Annotated in this window: 13 protein-coding genes; 9 read left to right on the top strand and 4 right to left on the bottom strand. The window is 69.7% G+C overall.

Translation table 11 applies throughout. From position 1 onward, the window contains the following. The first annotated feature begins 3 nt into the window (after positions 1 to 3). The 3 genes from LBW94_RS22475 (at position 4) to LBW94_RS22465 (ending at position 7,399) form a co-directional block, all read left to right on the top strand. Positions 4 to 750, top strand: coding sequence for an HAD family hydrolase (locus LBW94_RS22475; protein ID WP_225053046.1), 747 nt, complete (start codon positions 4 to 6; stop codon positions 748 to 750). Next, positions 747 to 3,098 carry a glycoside hydrolase family 65 protein gene (locus LBW94_RS22470; protein ID WP_225053044.1) on the top strand — a complete coding sequence of 784 codons (2,352 nt, stop codon included), beginning with the start codon at positions 747 to 749 and terminating at the stop codon, positions 3,096 to 3,098. Before LBW94_RS22475 ends, LBW94_RS22470 begins: the two co-directional genes overlap by 4 nt. A 317-nt stretch (positions 3,099 to 3,415) precedes the next feature. After that, the gene (locus tag LBW94_RS22465; RefSeq protein ID WP_225053043.1) at positions 3,416 to 7,399 is read left to right on the top strand and encodes an NACHT and WD repeat domain-containing protein; all 3,984 of its coding nucleotides are present in this window, start codon (positions 3,416 to 3,418) and stop codon (positions 7,397 to 7,399) included. Positions 7,400 to 7,414: 15 nt separating this feature from the next. Here LBW94_RS22465 and LBW94_RS22460 read toward each other — a convergent pair whose 3' ends face one another. Further along, the gene (locus LBW94_RS22460; RefSeq protein ID WP_225053041.1) at positions 7,415 to 8,059 is read right to left on the bottom strand and encodes a DedA family protein; all 645 of its coding nucleotides are present in this window, start codon (positions 8,057 to 8,059) and stop codon (positions 7,415 to 7,417) included. A gap of 161 nt (positions 8,060 to 8,220) precedes the next feature. Here LBW94_RS22460 and LBW94_RS22455 point away from each other — a divergent pair, with 161 nt between their 5' ends. The 3 genes from LBW94_RS22455 (at position 8,221) to LBW94_RS22445 (ending at position 9,730) form a co-directional block, all read left to right on the top strand. After that, positions 8,221 to 8,397: a hypothetical protein gene (locus tag LBW94_RS22455; RefSeq protein WP_225053040.1), complete on the top strand. Its 177-nt coding sequence runs from the start codon at positions 8,221 to 8,223 to the stop codon at positions 8,395 to 8,397. 134 nt (positions 8,398 to 8,531) lie between these two features. Continuing rightward, on the top strand, positions 8,532 to 9,317 hold the full coding sequence (locus tag LBW94_RS22450) for a hypothetical protein (protein WP_225053038.1): 786 nt from the start codon (positions 8,532 to 8,534) through the stop codon (positions 9,315 to 9,317). Next, positions 9,314 to 9,730 carry an SMI1/KNR4 family protein gene (locus LBW94_RS22445; RefSeq protein WP_225053036.1) on the top strand — a complete coding sequence of 139 codons (417 nt, stop codon included), beginning with the start codon at positions 9,314 to 9,316 and terminating at the stop codon, positions 9,728 to 9,730. Before LBW94_RS22450 ends, LBW94_RS22445 begins: the two co-directional genes overlap by 4 nt. 98 nt (positions 9,731 to 9,828) lie before the next feature. Here LBW94_RS22445 and LBW94_RS22440 read toward each other — a convergent pair whose 3' ends face one another. Beyond that, entirely contained in the window at positions 9,829 to 10,575 is a 747-nt protein-coding gene (locus tag LBW94_RS22440; protein WP_323137900.1) for an NUDIX hydrolase, read from the bottom strand. Between the two features lie 87 nt (positions 10,576 to 10,662). Here LBW94_RS22440 and nadA point away from each other — a divergent pair, with 87 nt between their 5' ends. From nadA to nadC, 3 genes are all read left to right on the top strand, one after another. After that, the gene (nadA, locus tag LBW94_RS22435) at positions 10,663 to 11,688 is read left to right on the top strand and encodes a quinolinate synthase NadA (protein WP_225053034.1); all 1,026 of its coding nucleotides are present in this window, start codon (positions 10,663 to 10,665) and stop codon (positions 11,686 to 11,688) included. Positions 11,689 to 11,763: 75 nt separating this feature from the next. After that, a complete protein-coding gene (locus LBW94_RS22430) occupies positions 11,764 to 13,371 on the top strand; it encodes an L-aspartate oxidase (RefSeq protein ID WP_416276930.1) in 1,608 nt (535 codons plus the stop codon). A gap of 92 nt (positions 13,372 to 13,463) precedes the next feature. Further along, entirely contained in the window at positions 13,464 to 14,324 is an 861-nt protein-coding gene (nadC, locus tag LBW94_RS22425; RefSeq protein ID WP_225053032.1) for a carboxylating nicotinate-nucleotide diphosphorylase, read from the top strand. Positions 14,325 to 14,353: 29 nt separating this feature from the next. Here the strand turns inward: nadC and LBW94_RS22420 are convergent, their stop codons facing one another. Then, positions 14,354 to 14,740, bottom strand: a complete 387-nt coding sequence (locus LBW94_RS22420; RefSeq protein WP_225053030.1) for a TerB family tellurite resistance protein — start codon at positions 14,738 to 14,740, stop codon at positions 14,354 to 14,356. Positions 14,741 to 14,886: 146 nt separating this feature from the next. After that, positions 14,887 to 16,065 carry a winged helix DNA-binding domain-containing protein gene (locus LBW94_RS22415; protein ID WP_225053028.1) on the bottom strand — a complete coding sequence of 393 codons (1,179 nt, stop codon included), beginning with the start codon at positions 16,063 to 16,065 and terminating at the stop codon, positions 14,887 to 14,889. Positions 16,066 to 16,109 lie beyond the last annotated feature (44 nt).

Genomic DNA, 16,109 nt, shown 5'->3' with positions numbered 1-16,109 from the left:
CTTGTGGTACTGGGACTTTCGAGGGCGATCCGCGGCTGCCTGTTCGATATGGACGGCGTACTGACCCGGACCGCCGAACTGCACACGGCGGCATGGCAAGAGATGTTCGACGAATTCCTGCGGGCCTGGTCGGCCTGGCACGACAGCGTTTTCCAGCCCTTCGATCCGGATACCGACTACGGCGAGTACGTCGACGGGAAGCCGCGGGCCGACGGCGCCCGCTCCTTCCTCGCCTCCCGCGGTATCGACCTGCCCGACGGTGAGCCGGACGATCCGCCCGGCACCTGGACGGTCGAGGGCCTGGCCAATCGCAAGAACGACATCGTGCTCACCACGCTGCGGGCCGACGGCGTGGCCGTGTACGACGGCTCGCTGCGCTACCTGCGCGCCGCCCGCGACGCCGGGCTGAAATGCGCGGTGGTCTCCTCCAGCGAGCACACCTCGCAGGTGCTCGACGCCGCCGGGATCACCGGACTGTTCGATGCCCGGGTCGACGGCACCACCGCCCGGCACGACCACCTGCCCGGTAAACCCGCGCCCGACATGTACCTGGTCGGGGCCGCCGCCGTAGACCTGCCCGCGTCGGCGTGCGCGGTCTTCGAGGACGCCACCGCCGGGGTCGAGGCCGGGCACGCGGGCGGATTCGGCCTGGTGGTCGGCGTGGACCGGATCGGGCATCCGGACCGGCTGCGCGCGCACGGCGCCGATGTGGTGGTCTCCGACCTCGCCGAACTCCTGGACCGCCGATGATCACGCATCCCGCATTCGACGTGCGGCCCTGGGCGATTCACGAGAACTCCCTGCACCTGGACGCGCTGGCCCGCACCGAATCGATCTTCGCGCTGTCCAACGGTCATATCGGCGTGCGCGGCAACCTGGACGAGGGTGAGCCGTACGGCATTCCGGGCACCTATCTGAATTCGGTGCACGAACTGCGGCCGCTGCCCTATGCCGAGGCCGGCTACGGCTATCCGGAATCCGGGGAGACGATCATCAACGTCACCAACGGCAAACTGATCCGCCTGCTGGTGGACGACGAGCCGCTGGACGTCCGGTACGGCACCCTGCACAGCCACGAACGGACCCTCGACCTGCGCGCCGGCACCCTGACCCGGCGGCTGGAGTGGAGCTCACCGGCCGGGGCCGGGGTGCGGGTGTGTGCGCAGCGGCTGGTGTCGTTCACCCAGCGCGCGATCATGGCGATCCGTTACGAGGTGGAACCGATCGACGCGCCGATCCGGCTGGTGGTGCAGTCGGAACTGGTCGCCAACGAATCGCTGCCCGGCGCGGTCGGCGACCCGCGCGCCGCGACCATGCCGGAATCCCCGCTCATCGCCGAGGAGAACGCGACCACCGCCGAGGGCGCGGTGCTGGTGCACCTCACCAAGAGCAGTGAACTGCGGGTGGGCGCCGGCATGCGGCACGAGGTGACCGGCCCGGACGCACTGCACGTGGAGACCGACGGCGCCGAGGACGTCGCCCGGATGACCGTGACCGCCCGGCTCGCGCCCGGCGAACGGCTGACCCTGGTGAAATACGTCGCCTACGGCTGGTCCGCGCGGCGCTCCCGGCCCGCGGTGCACGATCAGGTGGTGGGCGCGCTGACCGCGGCCCACACCACCGGCTGGGACGGCCTGCTGCGGGAACAGCGGGAATTCCTGGGCGAGTTCTGGTCCGGCGCCGACGTCGAGGTCGACGGCGACGCCGAGGTGCAGCAGGCGGTGCGGTTCGCGCTGTTCCACGTGCTGCAGGCGGGCGCGCGCGGCGAGTGCCGGCCCATTCCCGCCAAGGGCCTGACCGGTCCCGGGTACGACGGGCACACTTTCTGGGACAGTGAGATGTTCGTGCTCCCGGTGCTCACCTACACCTCGCCGGAGGCGGCCGCCGACGCGCTGCGCTGGCGGCACCGCACCCTGCCGATCGCGGAGGAACGCGCCGCCCAGCTGGGCCGGGCGGGCGCGGCGTTCCCGTGGCGCACCATCGCGGGCCGGGAGTGTTCCGGCTACTGGCCGGCCAGTACGGCCGCCTTCCACGTCAACGCCGACATCGCGCACGCGGTGCTGCGCTACGTGGAGGCCACCGGCGACCGGGAATTCGAGCGCGACACCGGATTACCGCTGCTGGTCGCCACCGCGCGGCTGTGGCGCAGCCTCGGTCACCACGATGTCGAGGGCCGGTTCCGCATCGACGGGGTGACCGGCCCGGACGAATACAGCGCGCTGGCCGACAACAACGTCTACACCAATCTGCTGGCCCGGCAGAACCTGATCGGCGCGGCCGAGGCCGCGGTGCGGCATCCGGACCGGGCCCGCGACCTGGACGTGAGCACCGAGGACATCGCCGAATGGCGCAACGCGGCGGGCGCGATGTACATCCCCTACGACGACCGCCTGGGCGTGCACCCCGCCAGCGAGGGTTTCACCGACCACGCGGTATGGGACTTCGCCACCACCACCGCCGCGGATTATCCACTGCTGCTGCATTATCCGTACTTCGAGCTGTACCGGAAACAGGTGGTCAAACAGGCCGACCTGGTACTGGCGATGCACGTGTGCCCGGACGCGTTCAGCACCGGGCAGAAGGCCCGCAACTTCGCCTACTACGAGCCGCTGACCGTCCGCGACTCCTCACTGTCCGCCTGTACCCAGGCCGTCCTCGCCGCCGAGGTCGGCCAGCTGGACCTGGCCTACGACTACCTCGGCGAGGCGGCGCTGATGGACCTCGACGACCTCGAACACAACACCCGCGACGGTGTGCACATCGCCTCGCTGGCCGGAACCTGGGTCGCCCTGGTCTCCGGGCTCGGCGGCATGCGGGTGCGATCCGGGCAACTGTCCTTCGCACCGCGGCTGCCGCCGAACCTCGCCCGCCTGCGCTTGCGCCTGCGCTTTCTCGACCGGCGGCTCGAGGTGGACATCCAGGCGGACACCGCCACCTACCGGCTGCTGGACGGCGAGCCCCTCACCGTCGTCCACCACGGCACACCACTGCGCCTCGGGGCGGATCCGGTTTCGCGGCCGATCCCGCCTGTTTCCGCTGGGCCGCGACCTCGGCAGCCGCCCGGTCGTGCCCCGGCGCGGCGCGGTCCCGGCGACTGACGCGCGCACCCGGGGCCGGATGCCGCTGAAGTGTTGTCGTGCGTGCCCGGGACCGCTTGCCGACGAACCGTTGCCGTGTGCACGCGACAGCGGCAGCCGTTGAGCCATGTCCGGACCGGAATTCGATTTTCCGGCTCTCACCAGCACATTCGCCGCACAGGTGCGTCGTCTCCTGAACTCCTCCCGCCACGCTGGACGGTGCCTGGGATGATTCGGCGGAAGGGTGGGGAGGACAGATGGATTCTGGTGGGGTGCGGCGAGGCCGGCTGCGGCCGTCGCCGAGAACGGCTTTCTCGCAACGGTTTGCGGAGTTGTTCGTGGCGGCCGCGAATCCGACGCTGCGGCGGGTCGCGGCGGCGGCCGAGGCGCGGATGCGGGCAGCCCGCGCGGCCGGGCCGAAGTCCGGCGCGTCGATCCAGCGGATCAGCGACTGGAAGGCCGGGCGGAACGTGCCCGCGCGCTTCGAGGTCTTCCTGCCGGTCCTGCTGACCCTGATCGACGAGGCTCGCAAGGCCAGCAGCCCGGTGCCGCCGGTATTGCTGGATGTGCGTGAGTGGCAGCGGTTGTGGACCGCGTCGAACGAGTGGGATCCGAATTCCGAAGCGGCGGACGTGGTCAGCCCCTACCTGGGCCTGGCCGCCTACGGTCCGGAGGACACCGAGGTCTTCTTCGGCCGGGCCCGGCCCACCACCGAACTGGCCGACCTGGTGCGGCGGACGACGGCCGGCGACGGCGGCCTGGTGTTGCTGGTGGGTGCCTCGGGTGCGGGGAAGTCGTCGTTGTTGCAGGCGGGATTGATTCCGGCGCTGGTGGATTCGATGAACGAGTGGGCAGTGGCGACGCTGACACCCGGTCCGGACCCGGTGCGCGCGCTGGTGGCGGCGACAGCGGGCACGATGTCGGACCCGACACCTGCCAGGCTGTTCACCACTGGTGGCAGGGTGGGCACGCCCGCTGCCGAGACCGACCCATCCGGTGCCGGGGCGGCAGAGCCTTCCGAGGCCGGTATGACCGATGCGGAACCGCCCACCGTCAGCGAAGGACGTTCGCCTGCTGCGGATTCCACAGCCACGAGGCTCGCCGTATGGGGGAAGGGACGGCAGCGGCTGATCGTGGTCGATCAGCTGGAGGAGTTGTTCACCCTGTGTCCGGACGAGGGCGAGCGCGCGGAATTCCTGGACGCGCTGGCGCATCTCGCGATTCGTGGCGAATCCGGTCCGGTGGCAGTGGTGTTGGCGGTGCGTGCGGACTTCTACGCTCGGTGCCTGGACGAGCCGGTGCTCGAGGATGCGTTGAAACATCGCAGTTATCTGCTCGGACCGATGCGGTTGGACGAATTGGCCGAGGCGATCACCCGGCCCGCCGAATCCGCGGGGTACAAGCTGGAATCCGGGCTCGAGGGGCTGGTGATCAGTGAGCTGTGCGGGCTCGGTGGCGACGAACGGCGCAGTTATGATCCCGGTGCGCTGCCGCTGGTTTCGCATGCGATGGAGGCGGTGTGGCAGCGGCGCGAGGGCTCCCGGCTCACCATCGAGGGCTATCGGGCGGCGGGTGGGGTACTGGGTTCGGTCGCCGCCACCGCCGAGCAGGCGTGGGGCGAGCTGACGGAATTCCAGCAGGCGGTCGGTAAGCAGGTGCTGCTGGGCCTGGTCGCGGTCGGTGACGATTCCCGAGACACCCGTCGCCGGGTGTCGCACGCGGATCTGTTGCGGCAGAGCGTGACCGCCGCCGAGGCGGCCCTGGACGCGCTGGCCCGGACCCGGCTGATCACCCTGGAGGCCGAGACCGCTTACCTCACGCACGAGATCGTGCTCGACGCCTGGCCGCGGTTGCGGTCCTGGATCGACGAGGACCGGGTGGGGTTCCTGGAACGCCAACGCCTGCAAGCGGATGCCGACGACTGGGTCGAGCACCGGCGCGATCCCGCCCTGCTCTATCGCGGCGCCCGGCTGGTCACGATGCGTGAGCACGCCCGCCGGGGCGCCGTCGGCCCCGTTCCCGAGGAATTCCTGCGGGCCGCCGAATCCGCCCGCCGCCGTGCCGATCGCCGGACCACCGCCCGCCGGACCAGCCTGATCCTGCTCACTGTGGTCTCGATGATCCTGGCCGGGGTGGCATTCGTGCAGAACCACAACGCCTCTCGGGACCGTGACGCCGCCGTCTTCAAATCGGTTCTCGCCGAGGCGGACCGGCTGGAGGCGAGCGACCCTTCGCTGTCCGCGCAGCTGGTTCTGGTCGCCGCGCGGATGCGGCCGCGCGATCCGGAGGTGCTGGCGCGGCTGGTCGACACCGAGAGTCGGCCGCTCGCCACACCACTGAGCTGGCGCGGCGAAACGGTGACCGCCGCCGCCTTCCGGTCCGACGGCCGATTACTGGCGACGGCGTCCGACGGGATCCACCTGTGGGACATCTCCGATCGTGGTAACCCGCGCGTGGTGGGTGGCGAACTGCACGGCGGCTCGGCGGCCGTAAGCATTCTGGCGTTCGGCCCCGGTGGTCGGACTCTCGGCGCGGCCACAATAGCGGGGGACGTCCGGCTGTGGGATACGCGGGATCCGGAACATCTGGTGCCCCTCGGCACGTCCCTGCATATCGGCATCCCGACTGCGCTGGGCATCGGCCCCGATGGCTCGACACTGGTCACCGGCAGTCTGGACGGCGCAATCACGTTCTGGGACATCACCGATCCCGCTCGGCCGCATCCGATCGGCACCCCGATCCGGGTGGCCTCCGGGTTCCACAGCACCTATTCGGTCATGTTTTCGGCCGATCTGCGCCGCGTCGTGACGGTCAGCGCACAGGGTGCCGCTCGGGTGTGGGATGTCACCGATCCACACAGACCGGCGGTACCCATCGGCGATATCGACAGCGCGGCGACCGCGGCGGCGCTGAGCCCGGACGGCCGGGTAGCGGTCGTGATGACCAGGAACTCCCTGGAGATATGGGATTGCCACGATGCGAGCGCGCCTGCGCGTTTCCTCGCGACCTTGTCCGATGCGGACACCAACGTCGGTGCCGGGCTGGCTTTCCGCGCCGACAGCCGAGTGCTCGCTTATCCGTCCACCGGCGGTGGCGTCGCGCTGACGGGTCTGACCGAGTTGTCGCACCCGATATCGCTCGGCCGACAGTTGACCAGTCCGCTCGGGTTCCGTAGTCAGGTCACTTTCGGCCCGGACGGACACACCGTGGTGATCGACGGCCATGACGGCGCCTATTTGTGGTCACTGCCGGATTCTATTGTGCCAGAATATGATTCGTTGCCGAGGGGGTCCTTGAATATGGAACAGGACAGGACGATGCTGGTCGGCGACGAGGTGACGGGCAGGCATTTCGAGTCGTGGCGAGTGGATGATTCACTCGGCGTACATAGGATCGGCCGGTTCGATCTCCCGGAGACATCGGGCAGCCCGGGTCAGCTCCTGCTGGGTCCGGACGGCCGGAAATTGATATTTCATCCCGCCATCGGCAATATCCAGCTGTTCGATATATCCGAATCATCCGGCATCGCGCCAAGTGGCGAACTACCGCATACAGGAAGCGGCACCGGTAATGTCATGGCATTCGGTCCGGACGGCAACCGGCTGTTCGTGGGCTGGACCGAGAACGGCGCGGCGTACCTGCAGATCTGGGATCTCCACCGCAGCGTCCCTGCCCTGATCGCGGAGCGGGTGCCGCTCTCGACGCGATATATCCTCGCCCTGGACATCAGCCCCGACGGCAAATACGCAGCCGTGCTGAGTGAGGGGGGAAGGGCCGAATTGTGGTCGGTCGCGGATCCCGCCCACGTCGAACTGTCCACCCGATTGCAGCCGAGCGGATCCGTGCCGCTGACCCATGTCAGATTCGGCCCGGGAGGCGACATACTGATCGCGACCGCTGTCGATCGGACGATGCGGGTCTGGGACACCATGAACCGTTTCGCGCCGGTGACCATCGGCGACTCCAGCGCCGAGCGAACGGCCTGGACCAGTGATCTCGCCTTTTCCGGCGGTGGGAGATATCTGGCGTACATCGATGGCGACTCGGCGATTCGGTTGTGGGACTTCAGCGAGCCCGCGCATCCACGGGCGATCGAGCACCCGATCGGGACCGCGCGTCCCGCTCCGATGGGCGGCACCGTCGCCTTCCTCCCGGACGGCAGGCACCTGATCGCCACCGGCGCCGATGGCCTGGTGCACTTCTGGGACCTCGATCCGACCGCGGCGATCACCCGGATCTGCGCGACCACGCGGACGATCCTGACACCACAGATCTGGCGGGAGCACCTCCCCGAATCGCCCTATCGCCCACCGTGCTCCTGACAGGTCCTCGAACGCTCACTCCGTTTCGCGGACGGCCTCGTACTCGGCCTCGAAGGTCTTCTCCCGCCGCCGTTCCCGGATCTTCCACACCACCAGCGCCACCACGACGACGGCGGCCACGCCGATCGCCAGGTCCCGGCCGACGGTCTTCGCGACCGCCTGATAGGAGGCGCCCGCGAGGTAGCCGAGCACCACGAACGCGGTGCCCCAGATCAGGCCGCCGAAGGCGTTGAAGGACAGGAACTTCCGATACGGCATCCGCGACGCCCCGACCAGTGCGGGCATCACCGCGCGGAAGAACGCGGTGAACCGTCCGAGGAACACCGCCCACCCGCCCCGGCGCGCCAGGAAGTCCTGGGCCTGGTCCAGCCGCCCCCGATGCCGATCCAGTATCGAGGCGTTCAGGATTCGGGACCCCAGGTGCTTACCCACCTCGTATCCGACACTGTCGCCGACGATCGCCGCGACCACCACCAGCACGATCATCGCCCAGAGCTGCACATGCCCCTGACTGGCCGCGACCCCGCCCAGTACCGCCGCGGTCTCGCCGGGGATCACGAACCCGACGAAGATCGCGTCCTCGACGAAGACCAGCAGGGTGACGATCAAGTACACCCAGACCGGTGAGATGTCGAGGATCCGATGCATCAGCGACTCCATGCAGGTCACGGTACCCGGTTCCGCCGCGGGCGCGCCGGGTCTACCGCTCACCGGGCCCGCACGGTACTCGCTGCCCTCGTCTGCGGGCCCGGGAAAATCGCTGGTGACCCGGTACCGCATCGCGCTACTGTGCATCCGCGATCACGGGAGGAGATGAAGTCATGATCGATACGCCCCGCCGGGAACAGCCCGGCGATGCCCCGCTCCCGGAGCGCGCCGATCTCACGGCCTGGCGTCGTCGCCATGCTCTCCGCCGTTCCAGTGCGGCTCAGCCCGTTCCCAATGCGCGCCGCTATCGCCGCACCACCAAACACCGCAAGCACGAACAGGATTCGTAGGCCCGGCCGAGCGTTCGTGTACCCGCATGTATCGCTCCGGGGAGCGGAGTGCACACTGGAGTCCGCGTCGGTCTCGTGTCGCCCGTGGCCGGAGGATGGCTGGGAACCGCGTCTCAACAGCAAATCGGGGGGCGATGGAAGAGGTGCAAGCGGCGCTCACCGAGGGATTGCAGCGCATACGAACCGCGGTGCAATCCGGGACCGAGGCAGCGAGCGAGGAGACCGGTGCAGTGGCGGGCGGTATCCGTTCCGCCGCCACGAATGCCGAGCGTGCGGAGAAAAGCGCGCTCGGGGGAAATCACGAGTGGTCGACGCCCGGTTCCGGGCAGGCCGCGACACCCGCGGCACGTTTCGAGTCCGCTCCCGAGTCGGCTGAAACTGCCTCGTCCGCAACACTTTCCACCGCACAGTCGACAGTTGTCGATCCGGTGCCGTCCTATCCTGCTGCGATCTACCCGGCTGTTCCGGAAACCTTTGTTTCCGGCATTCCGGACTACCAGCTCGATGATGCCCTGACCAATCTGAGCGGCGGAAGTGCGCAGCGATTGTCCAGATTCGGTCCGGGTGCGGGCTTCAGCGGGGTGTACAACCCGGAGACCGGCCAGTTCCTGGCATATCCCAGCGGTAATACCAGGTACCACGATGGCCGCGGCTTTCCGATGAACTTGGTGGCCAGACTCGGTGGACACGGCGAAGTCAACGACACCTTCACCGCGATCACGGGATTGCCGGCGCGGGACAGTGTCGGATTTGTTGCCGTCATTCGAGACGACGGTGGCATGGGTTGCCGTTGGAGCTCGAGTTCCGTCAACAATCAGAATCCGAGTTTCGCCGGCCGTGAGGTTCCGGAACGGCTGCGACCGGGCATCATGGATGGCCTGGAACAGTTCACGGGACGCAGAGTGGAGTCCGACACATGAGTATGCCGGCAATCAACGGCTGGGTACTGCCCGCCGCCTTGACGGCCGCGATCGAGGCCGGGCGCTGGGTAGCGCCGTCCGATGCGGCTCTCTTGGAGCGAGTGTTCGCCGAGCCCCCCGAGGACCCGAGTTTCTATACGCTCGAGTACATGCGGTTCGAGAACGGCCGATGGCTCGAAAACGCGGTCAGGAGTCCAGAACTGTGCGGCGAGCCAGATAACGCGGCGCCGCCCGGTGATATCGATCCCGGCCGTTCTGTCCTCATCGGAGACCTCGGCTGCGACATGTCGTTCGCGCTCGATTTCCGGATTTCGGACGCCGCACCGCAGGTGATCTTCCTCACGCCGTCGACCGGGCGCTGGATAACCGTCGCGCCCCGGATCGAGGACCTGCTGGTCCGATTAGGGCTGTAGTGCCGCCGGGAGATGGAGACGGCTCCGTGGCGCCGGCAATCGGTTGCGGCCGAGATGATTTCATGCCGGTCCGGCTCTCGGTGTGAACACCGGATGCCTCAGCCGCGCGGCCGCAGGGCTGCGAATTCGTCGGTGACGCGCAGTTCCGAGTCGGTGAAGCGGTAGAGGGCGGCCGGGCGGCCGCCGGTTTTGCCGGGAGGGGCGGTGGCGCCGGTGGGGGTGATCACGGTGCGGCGGCTCAGGACGCGTTGCAGATTGGTGGTGTCCACCTCGTACCCCAGTGCGGCGCAGTAGATTTCGCGCAGGGTGGACATGGTGAAGCGCGGTGGGGCCAGGGCGAAGGCGATATTGGTGTAGGAGAGTTTCGCGGCCAGCCGGGTGCGGGCGTGCTCGACGACGGTGCCGTGGTCGAACGACATGTGCGGCAGGGCCGAGACCGGGTGCCAGCGGGTGTCGTCGGGGAGTTGCGGGTCGGAGGTGAGGGGGATCAGGCCGAGGTAGGCGGAGGCGATGCGGCGGGGGCCGGGAACCCGGTGCGGGTCGCTGAACAGCGACAGCTGCTCGAGGTGCGTCAGCTCGCGGACGTCGACCTTCTCGGCCAGTTGCCGGCGGGCGGAGGTGTCGAGGTCCTCGTCGTCGCGCAGGCGGCCGCCGGGCAGTGACCAGGTGCCCACCTGGGGGTCCATCGCGCGTTCCCACAGCAGCACGCCCAACTCGGTGCGATGCCCTCCGGTTGCTGGACCGGCTTCCGTAATGCCCGCTCGACCTGCGGAAATGATGTCCGGGAAGCGACGAACCTGGAACACGGCGGTGAGCGATTCGTGAATGGTGCTACTATGGGACACGTTTTCGATTCTAAGTCGAAAACCGGTCGGAGGCGAATCGGCGAAGTTGCCGGCTCCGATCGCGCGCATTAGGAGAGGGAGCCAGAGATGGCGACGATGACGCTTGCGGAGCACGTGGTGGACAGCCCTGCGGGTTACACGGGGATCGAGGCGACCCCGGAATGGGCGCAGGAGGTCCGGCGACTCGCGGCCGCACGCAATGCGACGATTCTCGCGCACAACTACCAGCTGCCCGAGATCCAGGACATCGCCGATCACGTCGGCGACTCGCTGGCGTTGTCCCGCATCGCGGCGGCGGCGCCGGAGCGCACGATCGTCTTCTGCGGTGTGCACTTCATGGCCGAGACGGCCAAGATCCTCAGCCCGGACAAGACCGTGCTGATTCCCGATCAGCGGGCCGGTTGTTCGCTGGCCGACTCGATCAGCGCCGACGAGTTGAGCGCGTGGAAGGCCGAGCATCCCGACGCGGTCGTGGTGTCCTACGTGAACACCACCGCGGCGGTGAAGGCGCTCACCGACATCTGCTGCACCTCCTCGAACGCCGTCGACGTGGTGGCCTCCGTCGACCCGGACCGCGAAGTGCTGTTCCTGCCCGACCAGTTCCTCGGCGCGCACGTCAAGCGGGTGACCGGCCGGCAGAACATCCACATCTGGGCCGGTGAGTGCCATGTGCACGCCGGTATCAACGGCGCCGAGCTGACCGAGCAGGCCCGCAGCCACCCGGACGCCGAGCTGTTCGTGCACCCCGAATGCGGTTGCGCCACTTCGGCGTTGTACCTCGCCGGAGAGGGCGCCTTCCCCGCCGACCGGGTGCACATCCTGTCCACCGGCGGCATGGTCGACGCGGCCAAGGCGGCGAAATCGAGCCAGGTCCTGGTCGCCACCGAGGTGGGCATGCTGCACCAGCTGCGCAAGGCCGCGCCCGGCATCGACTTCCAGCCGGTCAACGACCGCGCCTCCTGCAAGTACATGAAGATGATCACCCCGGCCGCACTGCTGCGCTGCCTGGCGGACAACCGCGACGAGGTGCACGTCGACCCCGATGTCGCCGCCGCGGGCCGGGCGTCGGTGCAGCGCATGATCGCCATCGGCAATTCCGGTGGCGGTGAATAGTCCGGCAGGCCAGCGTCTTTCGAACGGATCTGTCGTGATGCTCGAATTTTCGGACGGTACAAGGGGGGACCGGCGATGACCACACCGGTGATCTCCTGGGAGGCACAGGCGGACCTGGTCGTGGTCGGCGGGGGCGTCGCGGGTCTGACCGCGGCGCGCGCGGCGGCCCGGCGCGGCCTGCGCGTGCTGGCGCTCAGCAAGGGCGGTCCCACCGACACCGCCACCCAGTACGCGCAGGGCGGCATCGCCGTCGTCGCGCCGCAGGGTGATTCGGTGGAATCGCATGTGCAGGACACGATCGCCGCGGGTGCGGGCCTGTGCGATCCGGACGCGGTGCGATCGATCGTCGCGGGCGGTCAGGAGGCGGTGGCCGCGCTGACCGATCTCGGGGCGGTCTTCGACCGGGCCCGGGACGGGCAGATCTCCCGGACCCGGGAGGGCGGGCACAGTACCCGGCGCATCATCCACGCCGGGGGCGACGCCACCGGCGCCGAGGTGCAGCGGGTGCTCAACGCGGCCGGGCTGCCGGTGCTGTTCGGCACGGCGGTGGCCGAGATCGTCACCGGCCCGGCGGGGGTGCAGGGTGTGGTGGCGGTGTCCGGCGACGGATTCGGGGTCGTGCACGCGCCCGCGGTGCTGCTCGCCACCGGCGGCCTCGGTCAGCTCTACGCGTGCAGCACGAATCCGCCGGGGGCCACCGCGGACGGGATCGCACTGGCGCTGCGGGCCGGGGCGGCGGTCGCCGATCTGGAGTTCGTGCAGTTCCATCCCACGGTGCTGTTCACCCCCGGCGGGCTGGGCCGCCGGCCGCTGATCAGCGAGGCGGTGCGCGGTGAGGGCGCGGTCCTGGTCGATCCGGAGGGCCGGTCGGTGACCGCGGGGGTGCATCCACGCGGTGATCTGGCGCCCCGGGACGTGGTGTCGAAGGCCATCGCCGCGCGCATGCAGGCCCTCGGCGTCGATCACGTCTATCTCGACGCCCGCGCGATTCCCGAGTTCGCGCAACGGTTTCCGACGATCACCACGAGTTGCCGGGCCGCCGGGATCGATCCGGTCACCGACCTGATCCCGGTCGCACCGGCGGCGCACTACCAGTGCGGCGGCGTCGTCACCGACACCGCCGGGCACACCGGGGTGCCGGGCCTGTACGCCGTCGGCGAGGCCGCCCGCACCGGCCTGCACGGCGGCAACCGCCTGGCCTCCAACAGCCTGCTGGAGGGTCTGGTGGTCGGCGCCCGCGCGGGCATCATGGCCACCGAGCGGCGCGGCGTGCCCGCGCGGGTGACCGAGGTCGGCCCGGTGGATTTCCCCGCCGCCGACCGGAAACTGTTGCAGGAGTTGATGACCGACAACGCCGGCGTGGTACGCAGCGGCGACGGCCTGCGTGCGGCCATCCTGCGCCTGTTGCAACTACAGTCCGATCCGATCGCGGAAACCGTTGCGGCGCAGCCCGTGACAGCGCTCGAGAACGCGGCCCTGACACTGACCGCGCGTGCGCTGCTGCTGGCCGCCACCGCCCGCACCGAGAGCCGCGGCTGCCACACCCGCGCCGACCAGCCGGAACCCCGGCCCGAACTGGCCCGCAGCCTGCCGATCCGGCTGGGCCCCGACGGCCGCCCGCAACTGATCACCGACGGCCCGGCCGGCACCGGCACCGTCCCGGCCGTACGGCAGGCGTCGTGATCGCCGGTGCGGCAGGCCGCTCGATGAGCGGAGTAGCCGGGGCTGCGACGGACCCGCTACCCGGCACGATTTCGAGGACGAGGAGTGAACTGATGGCTCTGGACGAGGGATTGGACCGGGACGAGGTGCTGGCGCTGATCCGCACCGCGCTCGCGGAGGATATGCGCTACGGTCCCGACATCACCACGGCCGCAACGGTTCCCGCCGAGGCGACGGTGAAGGCGGCGGTGGTGTCGCGGCAGCCGGGCACGGTCGCGGGGCTCGACGTGGGCCTGCTGGTGCTCGACGAGGTGCTGGGGGCCGACGGCTACCAGGTGCTGGAGCGGGTGGCCGACGGCACCCGGGTGGCCGCGGGCGACGCCGTGCTGACCGTGTCGGCGCCCACCCGCGGGCTGCTGACCGCCGAGCGCACCATGCTGAACCTGGTGTGCCACCTGTCCGGTATCGCCACCGCCACCGCCGCCTGGGTGGACGCGGTGGCCGGCACCGAATGTCGCATTCGAGACAGCCGCAAGACCCTGCCCGGAATGCGCGCATTGCAGAAGTACGCGGTGCGCGTCGGCGGCGGGGTCAACCATCGGATGGGTCTCGGTGACGCGGCGCTGATCAAGGACAATCACGTGGCCGCCGCCGGTTCGGTGGTGGCGGCGCTGCGGGCGGTCCGCGCCGCGGCCCCCGGCCTGCCCTGCGAGGTGGAGGTCGACAGCCTCGATCAACTCGACGCCGTGCTGACCGAGGACGTGGAACTGGTGCTGCTGGACAACTTCCCGCTGTGGGCCACCCAGGCGGCCGTGCAGCGCCGCAACACCCGTGCCCCGCAGACCCGGCTGGAGTCCTCCGGCGGGCTCACCCTCGACGTGGCCGCCGCCTACGCCCGCACCGGCGTCGACTACTTCGCCGTGGGCGCTCTCACCCATTCGGTGCGGGTGCTGGATCTCGGCCTGGACTTCTAGGTACGTGCCGCACCGGCCGGATCGTGGTGCTACAGCCCGAATTCGGCCGGTGTGAGCCGCAACACCGCACAGCACTCCCGCAGCGCGGCGACGCCCCGGACACCGACATCGCCGTCCGGCGCGGCGATCTCGAGTCCCGCGCGGACGGCGGCGCGGGCCGCCACCGGCTCGGCGGTGGCCTTCGCGACCTCCTGGAACACGTAGGCGCGGCCGAAAGCGGGATCGAGGATCAGGCGATGCCAGTTGTCCTCGAACATGTTTCGCAGCTCACGCGGCGGAAAGTGGTGCAGCACAGGCGCGGTGCCGATGCGGTCGGCCACCCGGCTGCGCTGGTCCGGGTCGCCCACCGCGTCGGCGCTGCTCACCAGCGCGCACACGCCCACGACCGCGTCTCGGAACGAATTGCCGCGCAACATGTTCGGTGCTGCGGCGACCGGTCTCTCCGGTATCGGACCGGAATGCCCTGCTGACATCACGTACCCCCAACAAGCTGGTCGGTGGGTCGTGTACCCCTCACGATCCCGGCCGAAACGATCAATAGCGTGACGCTAACAGACCGATGTCATTCCTGCACGGTGAGTCCCCGCTCCAGAGGGGTGCGAAAACGAGGTATCGCGCGCACCGGCCCGAACCAGTCCGCGACCCGCCGCGCCTCGGCCTCGATCGCCGTGCGCGCGTCCGCGCCGACGTCTTCCAGCGTCCGCCAGACGATCTCGCCGTCCACGCGCTGGGCCCAGCCGCCGACCACCCGGCCGTCCCACCACACCGTGGGGCCGATATTGCCGTTGCCGTCGAACAGTTCTCGCTCGTGCGGACCCAGGAACCACTGCCGTGCCTGCCATCCCATCGGCGTCGGATCCAGTGCGGGCAGCAGCGCGGCCCACGGCTCGGGCGCCGGCGTCGGTTCCAGGTCGTCGGCCAGCACCACCCCGGCGCCGCCGTCGAGGTCGACCTCGGCGACGTCCAGCCGGGCCAGCGCCTTGCGCACCTCGCCCAGACTCCAGCCGGTCCACCACTTCAGGTCGGCGACCGGCGCGGGGCCGAAGGCGCGCAACCACTGTCGCACCAGTTCCGGGCGGGCCTGCTCGATCGGTGGTGGCGACAGGTCCGCGGGCAACCAGGATTCGGCCGGCGCCCAGGTGTACCGGCTGGACGTCCAACTGCCGCTGGGCCGGCCGCGCACGATGCGTCCCTCGGCCCCCAGGATGACGAGCACCCACGTGGTGATGTTGGTCGGCCGCGAATAGCTCTTGCCCGGCGAGGTGTCGACCTGCAGCCGCAGCCCGGGTATCGCGGCGCCGAGTTCCGCCCCGGTGGCCGCGCCGCGGCGCAGCAACTCCCGATGCGTCTCCTCGGCCACCTCGTGCAGCCAGCCGTCGACATCGCCCTCGATCGCCCGCGCGATGTAGCGGCCGTAGGTGCGGCGCTGCGTGACCGCCAGCGCGTCGGCCACCGCCGACTGCAATATCGGCGCCGTCTCCACCGGCGCCACGAACATCGTGCGCCGCATCGCCAGCAGCCGTAGCAGCGATCGGTCCTCGTAGAGGGCGCGCTCGACATCGGCCGGGGTGAGGCCCCGGCTGCGCGCGCTCACCGACAGGAACACCGTCGCCGGATCGGTGGCGTGCAGCGCCACCAGTGCGCGGGTGATCTCCGTCGCGTCGTCCACCCGGGCCGCGACCGCGAGGCGGTGCCGCACCGCCAGCCGGGCCCGCCGTTCCGTCACCGTCATCGAACGCATGAGCGAACACTACCGGTCGGGCCGGGGTTCCGGCACACCGGAAC

Origin of the sequence: Nocardia sp. alder85J (genome assembly GCF_020176955.2) — a bacterium.
Classification (GTDB): Bacteria; Actinomycetota; Actinomycetes; order Mycobacteriales; family Mycobacteriaceae; genus Nocardia.
The sequence above is the reverse complement of the archived record's forward strand: the minus strand, read 5'-3'. Positions and strand labels throughout refer to the sequence as shown.

Bases quoted from the DNA above. Each gene is read 5' to 3' on its own strand.
- LBW94_RS22415 (WP_225053028.1), bottom strand. From the start codon at position 16,065: ATGCGTTCGATGACGGTGACGGAACGGCGGGCCCGGCTGGCGGTGCGG.
- LBW94_RS22420 (WP_225053030.1), bottom strand. From the start codon at position 14,740: ATGTTGCGCGGCAATTCGTTCCGAGACGCGGTCGTGGGCGTGTGCGCG.
- LBW94_RS22470 (WP_225053044.1), top strand. From the start codon at position 747: ATGATCACGCATCCCGCATTCGACGTGCGGCCCTGGGCGATTCACGAG.
- LBW94_RS22460 (WP_225053041.1), bottom strand. From the start codon at position 8,059: ATGGAGTCGCTGATGCATCGGATCCTCGACATCTCACCGGTCTGGGTG.
- LBW94_RS22430 (WP_416276930.1), top strand. From the start codon at position 11,764: ATGACCACACCGGTGATCTCCTGGGAGGCACAGGCGGACCTGGTCGTG.
- nadC (WP_225053032.1), top strand. From the start codon at position 13,464: ATGGCTCTGGACGAGGGATTGGACCGGGACGAGGTGCTGGCGCTGATC.
- nadA (WP_225053034.1), top strand. From the start codon at position 10,663: ATGGCGACGATGACGCTTGCGGAGCACGTGGTGGACAGCCCTGCGGGT.
- LBW94_RS22445 (WP_225053036.1), top strand. From the start codon at position 9,314: ATGAGTATGCCGGCAATCAACGGCTGGGTACTGCCCGCCGCCTTGACG.
- LBW94_RS22455 (WP_225053040.1), top strand. From the start codon at position 8,221: ATGATCGATACGCCCCGCCGGGAACAGCCCGGCGATGCCCCGCTCCCG.
- LBW94_RS22450 (WP_225053038.1), top strand. From the start codon at position 8,532: ATGGAAGAGGTGCAAGCGGCGCTCACCGAGGGATTGCAGCGCATACGA.